Origin of the sequence: Bifidobacterium catenulatum DSM 16992 = JCM 1194 = LMG 11043 (assembly GCF_001025195.1) — a bacterium.
Classification (GTDB): Bacteria; Actinomycetota; Actinomycetes; order Actinomycetales; family Bifidobacteriaceae; genus Bifidobacterium; species Bifidobacterium catenulatum.
On record NZ_AP012325.1, the window covers coordinates 1,610,880 to 1,632,485 of the forward strand.

A 21,606-nucleotide genomic window follows, 5' to 3' on the forward strand; every position below is an offset into this window, starting at 1 on the left:
ACAACGCTGCACGTAGTGCGTTACCCTACGTGCAGGCTGGAAAGCGCCGCTTTTCAACGATGATCAAGAACAAGCAGGATGCATACACGCGTCCTTTGGCGCACCAGCACTAGTCGTTGTCGGATTGTTTCGGAATTCCGTAGCTCAACTCGGCAAGGATCTCTTCTTCTGTTTTGTCGGCGGCGTTCAGCTGCCGATTGCCCTCAACGGGCTCACTCAGATAGTAGAGGCAGGCGTCGATAGCATCAAGCGGCACGCCTTCCATTGCCGACAGCAACAGCCGATACATATCCAACTGCACTAATTTTTCTTGTATTTCTTCTTTTTTCCTAGGTTTTTTTCCAGTTTTCCAATCGACTATCGTATATTGTTTCGATTGGTCCTTTTCGTTGAGACCTCCGAAGAACACCGCGTCAAGCTTGCCGTTGATGATGGTGCCCAATTGCGGCATATTGACGACGATCTGCCGTTCCGCCCACGCGGGCTTACGTTGCGCCCATGCCGACGTGGCAAGACGCTGCTGCCAATCGAACAATGCATTGTTTTCCATCGCATTTTCCGCTGCATTTTCGACCGCCGCATTATTTTCTTGAGATTGCATCCCATTGTTGCGTTTGATTTCGGCAAGCATCGACGATCTCGATTCAGCTACGCGCGTATTTCCGTTGCCTTCAGCACCGCCGACGATGCAAGCAATATCCACATCGGCCATAATGAACCGTTCCGCCCACGCATGGAACTGCGTACCTAGCTGCGCGGCTGGCGACGCGACATTTGGAATCGGACGCACGAGCCCACGCCAGTAGGCGCGGGCGCCACGATCGTTCATCATGCCCGCGCGCGCCTGCAGGGAGGTGACGTTCTGACGGCCGGACGCAAGAATCTTCTCGCCTTGCGCACGCACCGACCGGTCGAACGCATCCTGCGATGCGTCGGCCAACATGTCGGGCATGAGATTGCCATCATCGACCAACAGCTGCGCGCAATGCAGCAGCGAACCGGCCGAACCGAGCGCAACGTCATCAGCAACAGCATCCACGCCCACGCCGGTATCCAGGTCCGCAGCGCCGGCGACCATCGCATCACGCACCTGATCGGCGGACGAACGCAACATTTCGCAAGTCTCTTCAGTCAAAGCGCACGGCCATGGCAGGAATCGCTCGCCTTCCAGAGGCTCAAGCGGTGCGTTCCAGGCGTCACCGACCACCGCATCCTCGAAATCGCAGGCATGCTCGCCCACGAAATATCCGCTTGGCAATGGCGCACCAATCGAATGCAAGCTGGAAATGCCATTTTCGGAAGCATTATTCCCGGAAATACCATCTCCAGAAAAAACGGCATCCGCACCATCCTCAACTTCCGCGATATCGCCCAGATTGCTCGGTTCATCCGCTCTGGAAACGATATTGTGCATGGAGTCATACACTTCCTGCCAGAAATTCGACGGTTTGGCCACTTGTTTACGCTCACCCACGGCACGCGGATCACGGCTTTCCACATTCGTTTCGCTATAGGTGAGCAGCGCCTCATGGCGGGCGCGGGTCAACGCCACGTATGCGAGACGACGCTCGTCGGCATGCAAGCGGCGGCCATATTCCTCGCTCTGCGTCAAATACAGTCCGTCCGGATCGACGCCTTCCATATCGTCAACATTCATGGTGCGCAGAGTGCCGAACACTTCATCATCGATGATTTCCGCATCTTCCAACGCTTCCAAGGCCTCCAATGGATTCCAGCCGACGAGCGCGTCATGGGGGAATCGCGGCAGAATATCCGCATCCACGCGCACAGGAACAGGCACCGCGGCAGGATTCGTCAGCCATGTTTTGGCGTTTTCATGGTATTCAGGCGGCGTCCATACGCCATCTTGGAAACCATTGAGATGCGTTTCGTCAACGACAACGCTCAGGTTGTCGCCCTTGTTACTGGGAAATCCACCATCGGTCATGCCGACCACGGCCACGGCATCCCATTCAAGCCCCTTCGACTGGTGCACGGTCATCAACACCACGTCGACGGGCACATCGGGGGCCACCGCGTTCTCTTCGGAAGCGTCACGCAGCGAATCCACCCATGAGATGAACGCACGCAGGCTCGGCAAGCCTTGCGATGCGATCTCCTGCATGTACGTGTCGACGAGTTTCATCACAGCGTCGATCGGCGACTTGGCGAGCGCCACGTGGGAGGCGTCAAGCATGGCCTCGGCATGATCGGCACGCATATGCCGAGCCAGCAGCATGTCGATGTCAAGATTCAACGCCGTAATGGCTTCGCGCACCACTTCCGGCAGCGGGTGGCCGAGCACGCGCTGCACTTGGCGGAGTGTATCCGCGGCACGAAGCACCGCCTGCGCTCCCCTGCGGCTCAGCCTGCCATCGATGAGTTGTTCAAGATCGTCTCGTAGCATGAGATCCACCAGAAAAACAGCATTCGGCACTTGGTCGCGATATTCGCGCACAATGGATCGGATTTCAGCATTCGACAGACCAGAATCGGAAATCGTTTCGCTATTTTCGGAATTACTGGTTTTCCTGGAATCACCGGAATTTATAGAATCACCGGAATTCCCAGCTTTTGTGGTCTGTGCCGGAACAATTCCCGCCGATACGAGCGCACGATACCGGTACACCGTATTCACTCTCTCCGCCGTGTCCGCAAGCGCCTGCAGATCGTCGGCTTCAACGGCGAATCGTGGCGTCGCCAGCAGTCGCATAAGCGCCGCACTGTCGGTATGGTCGCTGACCACGTGCAGCAGGGCGAACACGTCCCGCACTTCCGGACGTTCCAGCAGGGCCGCCTGCCCCACGACCAGCGTGGTCAGCCCGGCCTGCTCGAGCGCTTCCGCGTATTTCGACATGGTTCCTTTGGATCGGAACAGCACCGCCACATGCGGGCGATTGTTTTTCGCGCCATGGTCGAGGTCACGCGCAGAGGGCGTATGCAAGGCGATCGCATGTTTGGCGAAGCGCACGACCGCGTCGACTTCCTGGCCGAATGTGGCGAATCCGAGCACGCCAATCGTGCCTTCGGGGGCTTCTTCGATGTTGGAGAGTGCAGGCACGTCGACTTCGCGCATCAGCGAGCTGCTGAGGCGTCTGGCTGGCAGGCGCAACGGTTTGGTGAGATTGTTCGCCGCTTCGAGCACCATGCGCGAATTGCGCCGTGTCACCGTCAATGCGAACGGTTTTCTGGTGGCATCCATGCCGAAATCGTGTTGCAGCATGCGGAATGCGCCCGGGCTTGCGCCTCGCCATGCGTAGATCGATTGGAAGGGGTCGCCGACCGCGTTGACCGCGCTGCGATGCGTATCGTCAGCGTGGAACAGCGCGCTCAGCAGTGCGGCCTGCGTGGTGGAGGTGTCTTGGTATTCGTCGAGAAGCACATGCGAGTAGCGTTTGCGGTACGTTGCACCGATGGATGGGAATCGGGAGACCAGTTGGAATGCCGCGATGGTGAAATCGCTGAATTCCGCCATATTGCAGGCGCGTTTTTCGGCATGATAATCAAGCACGAGGTCGAGCAGCAGATTGCGCTGCTTGGCGACGGATGCGAGTTGCGTACTGTTGAATACGCACATGCTGTGCCCGAGTTCGCGATATTTCTCCAGTTTCTTTTCGTAATCCGCATCGGAATCCTTTTTCAGCCGTTTCGGCGGTTTTGGGGATTTCGGCTGCTCAGTTGGCACGGTTTCGCCGTCAAGCGCCTTATCAACCTGTCTGATGAACGCTTCATCCCAGTCGCGCACACGTTGCACCGCCTCGTCGAAGCTGGTGCAGCCGCTGCCGATCATAGCTCCGGAAATGGCGTTAGACAGGGCGAATACGTTGCCCGCTATGGTGTTGAACGATTTCAGATCGCCGTCGAACGCCATGAGATCGACCATATGCTTGTCGAGCACGGTGTGGATGAGCTGCATGGCTCCGGCCTCGCTCAATGGCTGCGTGTTTTGGTCGAAGCCGACAAGCAGTCCGTATTGACGCACAATGGATTGGAAGAAAGCGTCGTACGTGGAGACTTCCGGTTTGAGGAACGTCATATTCGCCGATTTCAGCCCACGTTCACGCTGGTTGCGGCTCACGGCCGCGGACACGCGCGACAGCAGTTCCGAAGCCGCTTTGCGCGTGAAAGTCAGCCCGAGGATTTTTTCGGGGCTCACGCCTTGTTCGATCAGTGTGATGATTCGCCTGGTCATTGTGTAGGTTTTGCCCGATCCGGCACCGGCGACCACCACCACATCCTCATAGGAGGGCGCTTGGATAACGGCGGCCTGCTCCGGACTGTCGGTGAATTTCATGGTTCCGCTCATGCCGTTCTCCTTTCGAATACGGTGTTCTGTTCGCCCGCGCAGGCCGGGCAGACCGCAGTGTTCCTGCAATATTTCATATGTTCCGATGTTGGCCTTGCCGTGATTTCGTTTGCCCTGCTGGCTGCGGCCGCGTAGAAGACCCTGGCGATCATGGTGAGAGACCATACCGCCATGGTGTTTCGCAAGCCGACGAATTCACTCCAATGCTCGTCGCTCACTTCCATCGGTGGAAGCATCTCGTCGAGTCCGTCTTGGAAATCCTTGTCAAGTTTTTTGATGTAGTAGCGCGGCACGAATGCGCCCGTATTTAGGCTTCCGTTCGCGAACAACGCCTGCTGCATATGCGATTCGGCGGCAGTGTTGCCATATGGTGCCGGGAATGCATGCTTCGTTACGTGGAACAGCGCGCTTTGCGTGATGTTCGGCGCAGCAGCCACCGCCTGCGCCCCATGCAGACCGCTTCCTTCGGGGAACACGAGTCCCAGCTGGTAGCAGACGAGCTGCAGATCGTTGAACAGGCCTTCGCCGTTCGGACTTGCACCGGTTTTGTAGTCGATCAGACGCACTTGCTGCGTGCCGTCCGCCATATCACGACGTTCCACACGGTCGATTCTGCCGGTCAAGCGCACGGTGAGATGTTCGCTCATGCCTGTTTGAGGCCATCCTCCAACCAACGTTCCCATAATGGCGATCAATTCGTTTCGTGAAATCGCATGAATGCCGTCCATCGCATTGTAGGCTGCGAGAATATCGTCGAAATCGAATTTTGCGGTGAATTTCAGTTCAGGTTCAGCTTTCGTGAGTTTTCCAACGCTGAACGCATCATTGTTTTTAATTGGATAATCACCATGATTCGATTGAACGAAATACGTGGCGATGTTACGCAACGCATCCTTCGCCTGTTCATCTTTTTTCAATGCCTGATATCGTTGCGCGGGATCGGTGATGCCGTTCAGATCGCCGCGTAGACGCTCATATTCGGCATACATTTGCTCGGTGATCGCGTCGATGTTGTCCATATCGCTGATGGCGGTGTGCTGTTCCGGCATGTCAAGTCCGGCTTCGGTGGCCTTCTGCGCCACCGTGTGGATCAGCGAGCCGAAATTCGTGGCGACGCTGCCCATGCGCGGGCCGGAGAAACGGTTTTCAAGCATCCAGCACACCGGGCACGCCCACAGATTGTCCACCGCGGACGGAGACAGGGTCACCACGTCGGATTGCCGTGTCTTGCCATCTTGAATCGTTTCCCGTTCAGCGAGTGAAACAGGCTCCTCCACGAACGGCCAACAATCGGGATCAGCCGCCCTAATGCCTCGAGAGGCCAGCAATGCCAATGTTTCAGCGGCGTCACGGGCCTTCGGGCTGTTCGACGGTTCCATCGCAAGCACGCTTCGCGCGGCCGCGATCAAGCCACGGGGATCGGATTCAAGTCCCGCATAATCGCCCTGACTGCCGATCGCCGCATATTCGCGCCGTTCCATATCGGCGTCTCTATCGCGGTCAAACCATTCCGGCACATATCCGTACAGAAAATCAGATGGCACGTGGTCGTCGTTCAGCACGGCGCTCATCACCGCGCACTCATCGGCACGGGTCAACGCCACCAGGAAGCTTTTCTGCTCGGATGCGAGCACGGCAGCCAATTGCGCATCCCGCTTGCCCGTCGAAGTGGTGACGGTATCGGACAGCTCGCCATGCAACATCACATCGGCGAGTTCCTCACCGCCGAACAATGTGTTACGTGGCGTAAGATTCGGCCATTGCCCTTGCTGCAAGGACGGCAGAAACACCAGGTTCCAATGCCTTCCCGCCGCGCCTGCGGGCGTGGTCAGCGTCACTGCCTGGTCGATGGGCGCGGTGTGAGCCAACGAATCCGCCTCGATAGTCAGCGAGCGCACCTGTTCCATGAACGCTTCAATGGTGCGTGCGGCGAACTCGCCGCTTGATTCGCCGCCGGAAGCGTAGTTGAACAAGCGCATCGCCGCATCAAGTCGGTCGTTCGCGGCACGGCCGGCCGCCGAATGCTCCAAGGCTACGCGCTGCCAGATTTCCGCCTTTCCGCAGGCACGCCATGCGCAATCCAACACGTATTGCGGTTCACGCAAAACCAGCTTGTGTTCCGCCTCGCACGTTTTGTCAAGCACTTTCCACAATGATGCGAAAGCCTTGACCTGTGGATCCGAGCCCGTCACGGAGGCGATCGTGTCGATCACACGATCGGTGTTTCCTTCCAAAAGAAGCACGTATAGAGCGTCCATATCGAACACGGGATCATTCTGGTCTCCATCATGCCCACCATCATGTTGACCTTCGTCGGAAATCGCATGGCATTTCGCCATGTATTCATGCCAATCCGCCATCAAACGCAGCAGCGACGACTGCTGTTCGACGTCCGTCTTCGCCATGTTCGCAGAATCCTGCGCGCGAATCTCATCATCGCCCACAATCTCAGCGAGCGAAGCCAACGCATGCATCGCGGATTCCACGGACGCGAGACGGGCCGGGCGCCCTTCATGCTGCCTGTCGCCGCCGACCGTAATCAGCGGGGATGCCATGATCGACGCCACACGTGAACGAATATAGGATCCGGCCGCCTGCGGGTCCATACCCGAAGCCGCGATTGTCCGCCTTTTCAATTCCGCCAATTCAATCAGCGCGAACAGGCCTTGCACGAACGGTTCGTCCTTCAACGGCCGTGTCACGCTTGAATAGCGCACGGGAACGCCGTCGGCACGCAGCCGTTCGCCGAACGCGCGTACGGTGGCATTGTCATGCGTGATCACAGCCATGTCGTTCCATTCGCGGGAACGTTGCAAATGCTCGGTTTTGATCTTCCACACCACGTCATCGAGCTCTTCGGACGAGGAACGGTACAGGGCCGTTTCCACACTGCCGTCGGCAGGCATGACACAAGCATCCGTATTGCCGGACGGCAATGCTTCGATAGGCATCGCCCCCGGTATGTTCCGCATTTTGCCTGGTCGCTCCGGCAGAGGCACGTCAGTCGGTTCCGTGCTTGCGATCGACAGGCTTACGCGAGTCGCGACAAGAGTGCGATAGTCGTCATGCACGCTTTGTCTGTTCGACGCGTTTCGAATGGTTTGCGCGCCATCATTTTCGCATGCGGCATACAGGTTTTCGATGCGTTCCAATCGCGCTCCCATGCGCGACTGCGCCTCGTTGAACAGATATTCCGGATACGATCCGCGGAACGTCTGCACTGCTTCGTCGGGATTGCCCACCAACAGCAGGCGCGTCCCGCGATTATGCAAGGCCTCAAGCAGGGCGAAGCCAGCCAACGTCGCATCCTGGAAATCGTCGACGATCAGCATGTTTGGAATATCGGCATCCCGTATGTCAGACACGGCCTCGGTGGCGTCGATCATCAGTTGCGACGCATCAAGACGGTATTCGCCGGAATAGGCTGCACGAATCGCCGCATTGTATTCCTCACGCAGCGCGAAGGCGAGACGCCATTGGGTGCGCAGGCGTTCGCGACGCGCGTCAAGCTCGCCATTCCTGCTGGCCGCGCGGGCGATGAGCATGTTTTCAAGCTCCGGTTTCGCACCGATCTCGTTCATGCGTGCAAGCATGTCTCGCAATTGGTTGGCGAATGCGTCGGTGGAATCGTCGGCCACCAGTCCGGACCATTCGGAAACAGCGAAATAGACACGCAGCAGATCGCAGGTGTCGCACTCGTCGCCATGCTGCCTATGTTCCACATGCGATGCAAGCACCTTGCGGATGATCACATCCTGTTCGGCGCCGTTCAACAGTTTCGGCAACGGTTTGCCCTGTGCGGATCTTGCGGCCGTCAGCAGGCGGAATGCGACGGCCGACAATGTGGTGACCGGTCGAGCCTGCGAAACCGCCGACAGTTCACGGATCGCGCGATCGCCCAACATGTCGGCGATCTGTCTGCCGGACACCGTCATCACGGCATTCGCATCACCATACCGCTTCATCGCGGCGATCAGCATGTCCAACGCAAACTCGGTTTTTCCACTGCGCGGCGCTCCCGCAACCAACGTGACGTGAGCAAGATCTTCCAAATCCATCATGCCTCCCAACACTACTAGTCTCGCCCTCCCTTACCTGACAAATCCGGCAATGGAGGAAACTCATGCTGGAAGGCTCGGTGGCCGCGAAAGGGCGGGATATGGGAACACCTCGGATGCCCGTCTTCGCATACGGATATTCAACCCCTTACTGGTAGGTTTCCGGGTTGGTCTTCGGATAGCATGGCCTTCAGAGAAGGCAGTGAAAAGCATACGCATTACGAGGAAAGAGAGCATATGGAAGCCATGGATAGCATTCCCCCTCAAATCCCTGGGTACACATTCGCCCAGAAGTTGGGGTCCGGTTCCGAAGCGAACGTGTACTTGTATCAGCAGCTTTCCCCCAACCGTCAGGTGGCCATCAAAGTCAGCAAGGGAATGCTCGACCCGCGCGCGGCGGCAAGATTCCGTTCCGAAGCGAACTTCATGGGCAAAATCTCATCACACCCTTACATTCTTTCGGTGTATGAAAGCGGCGTCACTACCACAGGCAACGGCTACACCGTGTTCGAATACGCTCCGGGAGGCAATTACAAGACCTTCCTGGAATCCAACCGTCTCAACGCAGACCAGATGCTCACCGTCGGCATCAATCTGGCAAGCGCCCTTTCCACTGCGCATCGCGAAGGCATCATCCACCGCGACATCAAGCCCAGCAATATTCTCATCAACACGCACGGCATGCCCATGCTTTCCGATTTCGGCATCGCGGGAACGATTTACGGACGCCCCGGCATCGGCTACACCATCGCGTGGGCTCCGCCGGAAGTGCTTGCGAAGAACGGCGGAGGCAACGAATCCTCCGACATTTATTCTCTGGGGGCGACGCTGTTCGCCATGCTGACAGGCCAGTCGCCGTACGAATACGGCTATTCCGAAGCTCTTGGCGCAACCCGAGGCAAAGAACGCGGCACCCTACTGAGGAACATCATTCTCACCAATCCGCTGCCCAAGCTCAACAGTCCGGATGTTCCTCCACAAGTGGAGCGGATCCTGCGCAAGGCGTTGAATGAAACGCCGGAGGACCGATATTATTCCGCATATGATTTCGCGCGCGACATGCAGCGTGTACAGCAGGAATTGTATGGCCATGCCACGCCGACCACGGTTGAGGGGGAACCGCCGTTCCCGCAGAACCTGTATGCACAGTCGCAGGCGAACATTCAGGTTTCGCCAACTGCCCCAAAGCAGCGTAGCATTTGGGCCAAGTCTCTTGTGATCGTTGTTTCGGTGGTCGCCGCGATTGCAGCCGTCGAGCTGGTGTTCGCGTATGTGATCATGCCGAATATGGATTCCGTCTCAGACAACAGCAGCGTGCAGATCAAGAATCCGGAAACGTATGATCAGGAGAACGATTCGCCTGATTCGGCCATCACCACCGGCAGTGTGCCCAGTATCGAGAATCTGACCGGGTCATATTCCGCCGATGGCGGCAGTGTGCAGTTCACTTGGGCAAATCCCGACCCGCAGAACGGGGATTCATACGCATGGTCGATAGTCGGCGATGCCGGTGTTAATCCGAATACCCAGGGAACCACCACCGACACGCATATCAGCATCGAACCCGCCGACGGCTCGCAGACCTGCATTCAGGTGAGCCTCATCCGAGCCGACCGTCAGATGTCGCAGAATCCTGCGATCGCGTGCGCAGCCAAACCATAAGCATCACAGCACTTCATAACAGGGTTGGCCAACGGCATTATTCAATCGCAGGCGATGTCCGGAACGAACACAACGACCATCGAAACGCTCAAGGAAGAACCGAAAATGGGCAAACGCAAGAACGCAGCCAATCAGTCGGCACAATCGCACGAACGACAATTGCGCTTCGGACCGATGATGCGCAAACTGCTGTTGCCGTCGAGAAGCAGACGGTGGATCACACCGATCGTCATGCTGCTTCTGCTGCTGGGCATCATCGCAGGCGCGTTCATCGTCAGTTCGGTAACACAACAGCATGTACAACTTGACGACGGCACCGTGTGGATCACTTCGCTGAAGGACCGCAAGGCCGCACGATTCAATGCGAAAAACAAGGATGTGGACGCTGGAGTCTCGTCCACAGCCTCCCGTTTCGACGTGGCCCAACATAATGGCAGCACCGTGATTTCCGAAGGTACGAAAGCCAGCAACATCGCAGCTTCCACAATCAGCGAAACCGGCAACACCGCCATCAAAACGGATATCGAAACCATTGTCGGAGGCGATACCGCAGCGTTCATCAACGTCAAAACCGGCAATGTGTGGGTGGGATCCGCTTCCGATGTGAAATCCGTCAATCCCACCACCGACAAGCCGAAAATGAAACTGGGATCCGGTGGAAAAATCACGGTGACGCATAACGGAACCGTGTACGGATATCGTGCTTCCGATGGCGCGGTGATGAGCATCGACAAGTCGCAAGGCGCGTGCGAGCAAGTTGGCACGATAGGAGGCGCACCGCATGCCGAATCGTTCACCGTCATCGGCGAAACCCCGGTCGTGGCGGCGAAAGGCACCGTGTATTGGCCGCAGGGAAGCGCAGCCATCAATCTGCAGGGCAGCATGACCTTGCAGGCCCCTTCCACGGACGGCAAACAAAACGGATGGGTGGCCGTGGCGACACCACGCGGGCTCGCAACGGTGAACCTCAGCACCAAGAAAGCCTCTGAAACACCAAATTCCGGCAAGGGCGAGCCCGCCCAGCCGGTATCCACAGGCGGATGCGTATTCTCCGCGTGGGCGCAGAAAGCCAACAATTACGCCAAAGTATGCTCCGCCGACGGTTCGGACATGGCGTTCGACACCCTGACCAACATCAACGCCACTTCGGAACTGATATTTCGCACCAACCATCGTCTGGTCATACTCAATGACGTGGTCAACGGCAACGTCTGGAATCCGCAGGAATCCACCAAAGTCATCAAAATCCAATGGAATAAGGTGGAAACCAAACAGTCGAAGCAACAGGAACAGAACAACGACAGTGCCAACAACCAGCATAATTTCAGCAAAACCTGCTCGTCGCAATCCGGGCAGATCAAAGCGGAAGACGATTCGTTCGGCGCGAGAACAGGATCGCAGCAGATCCTCGACGTGCTTCGCAACGACGAGCAGACCGACTGTTCCGTACTGCGCATCACCTTGGTAAGTGCCCCGGACGGAGCCAACATCAGCGTCTCGCCCGTATACGACGGACGATATCTGCAGCTCGACGCATCCGCGACAGCCGAAGGATCGGCATCGTTCAGCTATGAGATTTCCGACGGGCGCGGGCAGACATCCAACGCCAAAGTGAACCTCACCTTGGTCGGAGGCGACGACAACGCGCCCCAGCAAACCGATACGCCACCGGAAATCGACGTGGAGCAAGGAGCCACCTACACCACTAACGCATTGGGCAGCTTCTCCGACCCCGACGGCGATCCGCTCACGCTCGTATCCGCAACCCCGCAGAACACCGACCAGGTGACCGTCTCCACGCGAGCCGACGGGCAGCTCGTATTCAACGCGGGATCCATGTCTTCCGGACGCGCCGGCATCGAAGTAACCGTTTCCGACGGCCAGCAGACCGGCACCGGCATGGTGTATTTCTCAGTGAAACCGGCCAACACGTTGGCCGCGGTAATCGATCCGGTAGTCAAGCAGACCACGCCAGACACGCGCGCCACCGTCTCACTCAAACAATACGTGCACGGCACCTCGGCCGAGCCCGCGCAGCTGACCGCCGTGGAAACCCCATCCGGCGCATCCACCACCATGAACGCCACCGACATGTCGTTCACCTTCAGCGCACCCAACCCCGGCACCTACTATGTGCCCTACACCATCACGCAAGGATCCATTCCCGCGACCGGCCTGGTTCGCATTGAAGTGCAGACCGTGGCCGGAGACTCCGCCAAGCCCATCGCCGCCAACGACGTGGCGCTGCTCGGTGCCGACAACACCGCGATCGTGGAACCCCTGGCCAACGACGTCGACCCGATGGGCGGCGTATTGTCCGTGACCAACGTGACCGCCGACGCGGAAAGCGGCATCAAAACCGGCGTCGTGAGCAACAAGCGCGTCTACATCACCGCACGGCAGGTACCGACCGAACCCGTGCAAATCAAATACGGCGTAGCCAACTCGGCAGGCACGTCGACCGGCGTGATCGTACTGCAGCCGCCGGCATTGACCACCTCCAACTCCGTGCCGAAAGCCGACAACATCACCACGCAGGTACGCACCGACGGCATTGTTTCCATCAACGTGCTCGACCACGTTACCTATGCCGACGGCACCACGGTAAGCCTGCAAAACGACCTGCAATACGACAAGAACACGTTCAAAGGACTCGTATTCGTATCAGGCAACACCGTACGATACCAAGCATCCGACCGAACCGGATCCTTCCCCGTAACGTACACGGTCAAAGACAATCTCGGCAACGCGGCATCCGCCACAATCACCATCAACGTGCATCAAAAAGACGCCGAAAACAAGGCGGCGCCAACACCATCCGACGTTGAGGCACAGGTTGCGGCAGGGCAGAAAGTCCAGATCCCGATCACCTTGACCGGCATCGACTCCGATGGCGACGACGTGCAGCTGCTTGGTCTTGGTAACAAGGCTCCGACGCTCGGACGCATCAGCGAAGTCGGAGCCACCTACCTGGTATACGAAGCATATGCCGACTCCGCAGGAACCGACACCTTCTCATACGCCGTCGAAGACTGGACCGGTCAACGATCCCAAGCGCAGATCCGCGTGGGCGTGTTCAAATCCGGCACCGACTCGGGCGTGTACGCACGCGACGACGAAATCACATTGCGTCCCAACACCGCGGCAACCGTACCCGTGGCGCAAAACGACATTTCCGGAGACAGCACCGACCTGACCGTCAGTGAAGACATCGAATCGCAAGACATCAGCAATGTGACCGTAGCGGATAATGTGCTCGCCTTCACCACACCGCAGCAGGTGGGCACCTATTACATGGTGTATACGGTCAAAGACAAAGCCGGATTGTCTGACACCGCAACATTGACGGTGAACGTCGATGGCAACGCCACCATCGAACCGCCGACCGCATACGACTATCGTGTGCCTTCTTCGGCGACGATCGACAAGAAATCGGTCGACGTGGACGTTTCGCAATGGATCGCGAACCCTTCCGGCAGCGCCGACGAACTGCACGTGGCCGTTGATGATTCGGCCACCGACCATGCGCATGTCAAGAGCGGAGACAAGTCCACGACCATTACCGTGGAATTGACGGACGAGGCGCGAGCCGTGCCATACACCGTGACCAACACGACGTATGACATCACATCCACGGCGTTCATCCAAGTGCCCGCATACGGCGTGTTTCCGCCGATCCTTCGACCGAAAGCGCCGGCTTTGAAGGTGAACGCACGCGAGACGATCACCATCAATATCGCCGATTACGTGCGCGTGGGCGCAGGCAAGACCGCGTATGTGGACGGCGCCGATTCAGTGAGCGCCACGAAGGCTGCGGACGGCGACCTGTATGTGAACGACCAGATGTTGAAGTTCACCGCGCCGAAGGATTACTCCGGCCCCGCATCCATTACCTTCACCGCGGTCGATGGCAAGCGCGACAAGAACGACAAGGTGAAAATCATCAATTCGGCGGTGCTGACGTTGCCGATCACCGTAATCGGGCGCGACGTGCCCGCGCCGACATTCTCTTCGTCCACCATCGACGTGGTCGCCGGCGAAAGCGCCACCACCATTGATCTGACCGCGTTGACCCATTCGGCGTCCGACCTGTACGACGATGAAAAGCGGTACACGTATTCGGGTGGCGCTGATTCCGACCAGGTGAGCGCCAATGTGAGTTCGAACGGCAAGCTGACCGTGTCCGCCGACAAGACCACGTCGCCGGGAACTACGGTGAGCGTGCCCATTTCGATCCAATATTCGAAGGGCACGGTGAGCGCAGGCGTCACGGTTCGTGTGACGGCATCCAACAGGCCTTTGGCGCGCATCAACGCGAAAACCCTGAAGGTCAAGGCGGGAAGCAGCGAGGAAGTGAACCTGCTTGCCGACGCGTACAATCCGTTCCCCGATTCCACGTTGACCGTGACCGGATGCACATCCGACGGCGCGTCGAAGCTGACCGTGGACTGTCCGGCCAACGGTGTGGTATCGATCAGCGCAGCTTCCGACATCGGCGCGAGCACCAACAAGGTGATCGTCAACGTGCGTGATGCCACCAATACGAAGGAACGTGAGGTGACAGGCACCATCAGCATTTCGGTAATGGACAAGCCGGATGCGCCTCTGCTCTCCCCCATCGCGGGAGACCCGCAGGATGGCGCGGTAAATTTGAGTTGGACGGCCGGCTCTTCGAACGGCAGCCCGATCAGCGAATACAAGGTGACGTGGAGCGGCAACGGTTCCGGCGAGAAATCGTGCGGTTCCGTGACCTCCTGCCAGATTACCGGTTTGAAGAACGGCAAGACGTACTCGTTCAAGGTGCAAGCCAAGAATGAGATCGGCTGGTCGAAGGAGTCGAACGGTGTGGAAGGCACGCCTGACAAGCTTCCGGACGCACCGACCGATGTGAAGGCCGAAGCCGGCAAGAACACCGTTGTTGTCACATGGAAGGCTCCGGAAGGCAATTTCTCTGCCGTCGACGGCTATGAGGTGACATTAAATGGGTCCAATATGGCGAATCCGACGCAAAAGGTTGAAGGTACAAGCTTCACGTTCAAATTCAACAACAATGCGATTACCAATGGCGCATCCTATACAGCCACGGTCAAGGCGCATAACAAGATGAACTGGAGTCAACCATCCGCCACATCCAATGCCGTTTCACCTTGGGGCACGCCCGACGAACCGACCATCTCAGCAGTGCAGAATAGCGACAAGATTGTGGTGAGCGGGCGAATCAATGACGCCCGCAACTCGAAATACCAGTCGATTACGGTAAGTATCAGAAACGAAGACAAATCCGTGGAGACCAATGCCACGAACTATTCCGTCGAATTCGACATCAAGAACGAGTGGTATTACGAAGAGATTAAGCCGACGATTACCGTGGTCACGGAACACAGTGGCTCATTGAGCAGCGAAACGTCCGTTTCGCCCTTCACGGCAGTCGATCCCCCAACCAATGTGAAGCTGGAACTCAACAACAATATATGTGTGGCAACCTGGTCCAAAAAAGGACGCGTCACGGGCTTTGTTGTAAAGGCCAAGGATTATTACAATGATGATGTTCACGAGAACAGGGCAGAGTGGCCGCTTTCCGGTAATTGGAGCACCTGCGATACGGTAAATGTCCAGCAATACTTCATTGATACGTCGCATATCAGCACCCCTGAAACTGCCAGCAGCAATACCGTAGGCAACAAAACCAGGGCGGAAATCACTACCATGCCGACCCTTGCCTGGGATGCCAATGCCACGAATCTCATCAAGGTCGCCGGCGGATCGGTGAAAACGTGGAATCAAATTGGCAGCTACTCCTTCGTATTCACCGGAGGTGGCAAAACATACGAAATCCCTTGGACCCAAGGTACCAGTCAGTTGAACGCCGAAAAGCTGCCAACGGGGGTCGACTACACATGGAAGTTCAAAGTCACCGGTCCAGACCCGGCACTCAACAACGAGGTAGACGGATCAACGATCAAAGACTCCGACCGCTATAGCGAGCCGACCACTGATCCTGAGACTGACCCCAATCTAGACCAGTCGGAATCAAAGCAAAGTAACACCCCTACGGCTTCATCCGTAGCTCTTTCCACCATCGATGGAAAAAGCAAGCCGTGGGTGAGAGGCTTGGCCTATTACGCCAATCGCTAGCCGGTACGGCAATCTCGACGAACAATCCAATATCGACAGCCAATCATCAATACGACCAACAGAAGCAAACAAGGAGCACCCATGAGCAACGACAACGACGACGCCACCCAACTGGGTTCTATCCGGCACCATATGAACAAGCCGCAACAGCCCGGCAATCCGCAGGCGCGCCCCGCATTCCAAGCTCCAAGCCTGCCGACACATCCGCAGAAGCAAAGCGGCGACGATGAAGGCACGGTACTCAGCGCATACAATGCAATGCCCTACAGGCCTGCAATGCCTACGGTTCCAACAACGCAACCCTTGAAGGCGCAACCGGCACAGCCTGTGCAGATGCAACAACCGTTACCGCAATCGCAGCCAATTCCGGCAGCGGCATCGCAAGCCAAGCCCGCGCAGCCAGCCGCAACCTCGTCCATGATGTCCGCCCCACAAGACGACATCACCGAATTCCACAACCAGTTCACCAAACTGGTCGACAGCGTCTCCCAGGTTGTGGTCGGCAAGGAGCAGCCGATCCGCCAATGTGCCACCGCCATGATCGTTGGCGGCCACATTCTGCTTGAAGACAACCCCGGAACAGGCAAGACACAGATGGCCCGAGGCCTCGCCAACTCCATCGACATGTCGTTCAAGCGCATCCAGTTCACTCCGGATCTGCTGCCTTCCGACGTGGTCGGCGTAACCTACTACGACCAGAAGAACAGCGAATTCGAATACCGCGAAGGCCCGATTTTCGCTTCCGTCGTGCTTGCCGACGAAATCAACCGAGCCTCGCCGAAAACACAGTCCGCACTGCTCGAAGTCATGGAAGAGCAGAAAGTCACCGTCGATGGCGAAACCCACGCGGTACCGCAGCCGTTCATGGTCATCGCCACCCAGAACCCCATAGAACAGCTCGGCACCTACAAACTGCCGGAAGCGCAGATGGATCGTTTCCTCATCAAAACAACCATCGGCTATCCGAGCCACGACGTGAGCGTGAGCATTCTCAAACAGGTCAACGTCACCGACCGTGCATCCACCGTGCATGCGGTGCTCACCGGCAACGACGTGCTGCGCATGCGCGCCATCAGCGAAACTGTACATCTTGACGACGCGATCCTCGAATACATCGTGCGCTTGGTGGAAGCGACGCGCCACAACGAACGCATCCAGGTCGGATCGTCCATGCGAGGCGCACTCGCGCTGACCCGATGCGCCCGCGTGTGGGCGGCGTCCAACAATCGCGGATATGTGGTGCCTGACGATGTGAAGCAGCTGGCTGTCGCTGTGCTCGCGCACCGCATCACGCTCACCGCGGAGGCCACGTTCGCCGGATCCACCCCCGAACTGATGATCGAACAGATCCTCGGAAACGTACCCGCACCGACCGTAGGCGCCATCGCCTGAAGCGCATACCCAACGCAGCTGCACTGCACGCGCAGCAAGACAGAAGCACGCAATCGCACGAAACGTTCGTAAACACCCGAAAGGTCAAGTATGCGACAATCCAAAACTATGCAACGCAGGAGAACCATGCAACGATCCCTGCGACGCATCAAGCATCGCATCAAACGACTGGTCACCTCATATATGTCACCGCTCGGATGGGCCGTGACCGGACTCACCATCGCCTCACTCATAACGTTCACGATTCTCGGATGGCATGAACTGTTGGCCATGGCGATCGTGTTCGCCTGCATGATGGTCGCCGCCATCCTGCTGTCACTCGGCAACACGTCATTCACCGCCACCATAGACGTGTCCAGCAGACGAGTCACCGTGTCAGACACCGTAAAAGTCGACATACGCATCGACAATCCAGGACACACGCCAACCACATCCGCGCGAGGCGACCTGCCTATCGGCGACAACCACGAACGATTCTCCATCCCCATACTCGCCGCCGGCCAATCACGCCAAACAACCGTGGAATTCACCGCCGTCTCCCGCGCAGTGCTGCCGATCGGACCGCTTTCCATACGCAAAGGCGACCCATTCGGACTCGTACGGCACGAAAAGAAACTCGTCGACCAAATCAACGTGTTCATCCACCCTCAAACCGTCATGCTGAACACACTCAACGCCGGAATTCCGCGAGACCTCGAAGGTCAGCCCAGCGGCGAAATCGTCGACGATGACCTCGACTTCTACGGACTGCGCGAATACGAGCCGGGCGACGACGTGCGCAACGTGCACTGGCTCAGCTCCGCAAAAACAGGAACGCTGATGATCCGCCAATACGAAGCGACCCGACGCACCGACACCGCATTGACCATCAGCGTGAACCCAGACGACTACCTCAGCTCCGACGAATTCGAACTGGCGGTATCCGTCCACGCATCCATCGGCGTACAATGCCTGCTCCAAAACCGCCCGGTAACCGCACATGCAGGAAACGAACACGCCGTGCCACGCAACTCCACGGAATTCCTCGACGGCTGCAGCGCCATCACCCCCGACATCAACGATGATCCGAACCTCGCGCAAACCACCCTCACCCACACCCCCGACTCATCGTTCTACTACATCACCGTCGGCAGACTCAAAAGCATCGACGAGATCAAACACATGGCGCTTGCACTCCCCCGATCCGCAACCTGCGTGGTACTGCAAACCACCATCGGGCAACCACGTGCCATCAAACGATACTCCGACTTCACCCTGGCGACCGTAGGAAGCCTAGACGACCTCCCAATAATCATGGGGGTACTGGCATGAGCACCACAGGATTCAGCAAACACAACGCCAACGCCAATACCGACGAGACCAGCACCGGACACACCACCGGATTCGGCAACACCTTCACGGGAACAGGCACCGGAACAGGTTCATGGGCCGACTCCACACACTCCGTCATCTGGATGTCACGAGACAGCAAATCGCAAGCCCTACCCTACCTACGCCGACCACGCGCCTCACAATACGCAAGCCTTCTCGTAGCAGCCCTACTCACCCTCGCCGCAGCCAGCAACCTCATCGATGTCTACGGATCAGTCGCATCCTGGGCCCTCGCCGCCATTCCAGCCACCATCATCGGATCCCTCGTAGCGCTCGCAGGCACGGTTCCCATGCTCCGTCTCTGGTGGCAAATGCTGTTCATGGCCGTCGCACAACTGGTTGTCGGCCCGGTTCTGTTCCTCAACGACACCACCATCGCACACTTCGTTCCAACCCTGCGCACGCTTACGCAAGGTTGGGCGCAGATGCTTGGCTCCTTCAAATTCATTCTGTCGGTCGAGCCTCCAACCGGTACCGCGGACGGCTGCCTGCTTGCCGTATGGACCATCTGCCTGTGGTCCGCGCTGCTCACCGGCATTTTCGCAGTGACGGAAGATGGCCGATTCACCATGATCGCCATCATTCCCGTCATCGCCAATCTTGCGATCTGTGCATTGCTCGGCTCATCTTCCGGCTATTACCGCATATTCGTCGGCACCGCGATGGCGCTTGTGCTCGTGATTTGGATCAGCGCACGTTGGAAATTACTGGAATTGGGACGTTGGATCAGTTCCATGACAATCGTGGTTGTTTGCATCGCATTGGCGATTGGAGGATGCCTTGCCGTCGGTCAGGACCGCACCATTCTGCGCGACCATTACGATCCGCCGCTCAGCCCGTACGATTACACAAGCCCGTTGAGCGGCATGCGTTCGTACATCAAAAACAGCAAGGACGACGTGCTCCTCACCGTCGAAAACCTGCCCGCAGGATCGAGCGTGCGACTAGCGGTCATGGACCGTTTCGACGGCAACGTATGGAACCTGTCCGATTCCACCATGTCGTCGGACTCCTCCAATTACCATCGCGTCGGCACCTCCATCACCAACAACGCCGAAGGCAAAAAATTCACCGCAACATTCACCGTGAACAAAGACCTGAGCGACTACTGGCTACCCATTGCCGGAGCCGCATCCAGCGTGACCTTCGACAACAGTGAAAACGTCGACTCGTTCTATTACAACAGCGACACCATGTCGGCCATCTACCCCTCACGCACCTCCGAAGGCCTCACCTACACGGAAACCGGCATCATGCCAGCAGTTCCCACCGACAAGCAAATCACCAAAGCCAACGCAGCCTCCATCATCCAGCCTAAAGCCGAAGACGTGCCCGACTGTGTGGACAAACTCGCCACAGCCATAGCCGGCGGCCAATCCAAAGGCGGCGAAGCAGCCCAGGCCATCGCCGAAAAACTCAAGGAATCAGGCTGGTTCTCGCACGGCTTGAGCGGCGATTACCCGTCTACCGCCGGCCACGGCAACTACCGTATCGACCAGCTGCTCGCCGGAATGGCCATGGTCGGAGACAGCGAACAATACGCCTCCGCAATGGCACTCATGGCACGCAGCCTGGGACTTCCAAGCCGAGTGGTGCTTGGATTCATACCAAAAGACAATGAAGGCGAAATCAGCGAAAACCGCACCGAAAAACAAGGAAAAAACACCGTCATCGAATTCACCGGCAACGACGTGACCGCATGGGTGGAAATCAAACTGGACGGCTACGGCTGGGTGGCATTCTACCCGACGCCAAAGGAAACCAAAGTCCCCGACGAAAACCAGAACCTCACCCCGCCGAACCCGCAAACCCTGGTACGTCAACCCCCAGTACCCCTCACCGACCCGCTACGCGACGACACCCAAGCCAAAGGCAAGTCCTCAATCGGCGGAAGCATGGCTGATGAAACGTCAATCAACCTCTTCTGGCAGCATTTCGGCAGAATCGCAAGAAAAGTAGCCATCTACGGAAGCCCCCTGTGGACGCTGCTCATCGTATGCGGCCTCCTGCTCGCCATCAAAGCGATCGCACTGGCACGGTCAAGAAAACACGGCAGCGCGCAACAGCGAGTGGCGGCAGGATGGCAATCCGTGGCGGCGCTCGCTCGGCAAAGCGGACTCGACATTCAAGGCACGCGCAGCGAACAAGCGGTCTCCATCGCAAGCCAGATGGATATTTCCTGTGAAACGTTGCTTGCCTTGGGCACACAAGCCGATTACGCTGCCTTCTCCGGTAATACCATCAACGAGGAGCATGTGCAGCAGTATTGGCATGATATTGCGCAGGAACGCAAGTACATACTCAAGTCATTGCCGACATTACGCAGATGGCGCGCCAAACTTTCACTTGCCGACGTTTTCCATTTTCGAGGCAAACACGGCGGCAGCGTACGACAATCCGCAAGTCGCCGCGGAAATGCTAGTGCAGTCCGCGCTCGATGCCGACGGCAATGACAATGTCACGGCGATCGTGCTTGACCTGCGCGACGATTCAGCGAATAACGCAGCCGATATGGCAACAAATACTACGGTTGACATCGATTGGAACGTCAGCAAAATCGGAGATTATGAAGATATCGGCGATTTGCAGGAAGGCACATTGCAGACGTTGCGAACCATTCAATAACACGCATGTTCCCGCAATGGCAATCGTTGATAATCAGATTGACCACTTTGTTATCAG

General features: G+C 57.5%; 8 protein-coding genes. 6 read left to right on the forward strand and 2 right to left on the reverse strand.

Annotated features, from left to right (window positions below; genetic code table 11):
• Positions 1 to 109 precede the first annotated feature (109 nt).
• Together BBCT_RS06790 and BBCT_RS06795 are read right to left on the reverse strand one after the other, a co-directional pair.
• Positions 110 to 4,306: an ATP-dependent DNA helicase gene (locus tag BBCT_RS06790; protein WP_003835386.1), complete on the reverse strand. Its 4,197-nt coding sequence runs from the start codon at positions 4,304 to 4,306 to the stop codon at positions 110 to 112.
• Positions 4,303 to 8,367, reverse strand: coding sequence for a PD-(D/E)XK nuclease family protein (locus BBCT_RS06795; RefSeq protein ID WP_003835387.1), 4,065 nt, complete (start codon positions 8,365 to 8,367; stop codon positions 4,303 to 4,305). Before BBCT_RS06795 ends, BBCT_RS06790 begins: the two co-directional genes overlap by 4 nt.
• A 234-nt stretch (positions 8,368 to 8,601) precedes the next feature.
• On the opposite strand from BBCT_RS06795, the gene BBCT_RS06800 reads away from it, so the two are divergent.
• The 6 genes from BBCT_RS06800 (at position 8,602) to BBCT_RS06825 (ending at position 21,549) form a co-directional block, all read left to right on the forward strand.
• A complete protein-coding gene (locus BBCT_RS06800; protein ID WP_033512811.1) occupies positions 8,602 to 10,026 on the forward strand; it encodes a serine/threonine-protein kinase in 1,425 nt (474 codons plus the stop codon).
• Positions 10,027 to 10,131: 105 nt separating this feature from the next.
• Entirely contained in the window at positions 10,132 to 16,161 is a 6,030-nt protein-coding gene (locus BBCT_RS06805) for an Ig-like domain-containing protein (RefSeq protein ID WP_033512823.1), read from the forward strand.
• An 81-nt stretch (positions 16,162 to 16,242) separates the two neighbouring features.
• Positions 16,243 to 17,553, forward strand: a complete 1,311-nt coding sequence (locus tag BBCT_RS06810; protein ID WP_003835390.1) for an AAA family ATPase — start codon at positions 16,243 to 16,245, stop codon at positions 17,551 to 17,553.
• A 90-nt stretch (positions 17,554 to 17,643) separates the two neighbouring features.
• Positions 17,644 to 18,864 carry a DUF58 domain-containing protein gene (locus BBCT_RS06815; RefSeq protein WP_033512809.1) on the forward strand — a complete coding sequence of 407 codons (1,221 nt, stop codon included), beginning with the start codon at positions 17,644 to 17,646 and terminating at the stop codon, positions 18,862 to 18,864.
• Positions 18,861 to 21,377 (forward strand): DUF3488 and transglutaminase-like domain-containing protein, encoded by a 2,517-nt coding sequence (locus tag BBCT_RS06820; RefSeq protein ID WP_003835392.1) that lies wholly within the window; start codon positions 18,861 to 18,863, stop codon positions 21,375 to 21,377. Before BBCT_RS06815 ends, BBCT_RS06820 begins: the two co-directional genes overlap by 4 nt.
• On the forward strand, positions 21,340 to 21,549 hold the full coding sequence (locus BBCT_RS06825; protein ID WP_128805903.1) for a hypothetical protein: 210 nt from the start codon (positions 21,340 to 21,342) through the stop codon (positions 21,547 to 21,549). Before BBCT_RS06820 ends, BBCT_RS06825 begins: the two co-directional genes overlap by 38 nt.
• Positions 21,550 to 21,606: the final 57 nt, after the last annotated feature.

Excerpts from the sequence above, each read along its gene's own strand:
- BBCT_RS06810 (WP_003835390.1), top strand. The coding sequence starts at position 16,243 with ATGAGCAACGACAACGACGACGCCACCCAACTGGGTTCTATCCGGCAC.
- BBCT_RS06815 (WP_033512809.1), top strand. The coding sequence starts at position 17,644 with ATGCGACAATCCAAAACTATGCAACGCAGGAGAACCATGCAACGATCC.
- BBCT_RS06805 (WP_033512823.1), top strand. The coding sequence starts at position 10,132 with ATGGGCAAACGCAAGAACGCAGCCAATCAGTCGGCACAATCGCACGAA.
- BBCT_RS06790 (WP_003835386.1), bottom strand. The coding sequence starts at position 4,306 with ATGAGCGGAACCATGAAATTCACCGACAGTCCGGAGCAGGCCGCCGTT.
- BBCT_RS06795 (WP_003835387.1), bottom strand. The coding sequence starts at position 8,367 with ATGATGGATTTGGAAGATCTTGCTCACGTCACGTTGGTTGCGGGAGCG.
- BBCT_RS06825 (WP_128805903.1), top strand. The coding sequence starts at position 21,340 with ATGCTAGTGCAGTCCGCGCTCGATGCCGACGGCAATGACAATGTCACG.
- BBCT_RS06820 (WP_003835392.1), top strand. The coding sequence starts at position 18,861 with ATGAGCACCACAGGATTCAGCAAACACAACGCCAACGCCAATACCGAC.
- BBCT_RS06800 (WP_033512811.1), top strand. The coding sequence starts at position 8,602 with ATGGAAGCCATGGATAGCATTCCCCCTCAAATCCCTGGGTACACATTC.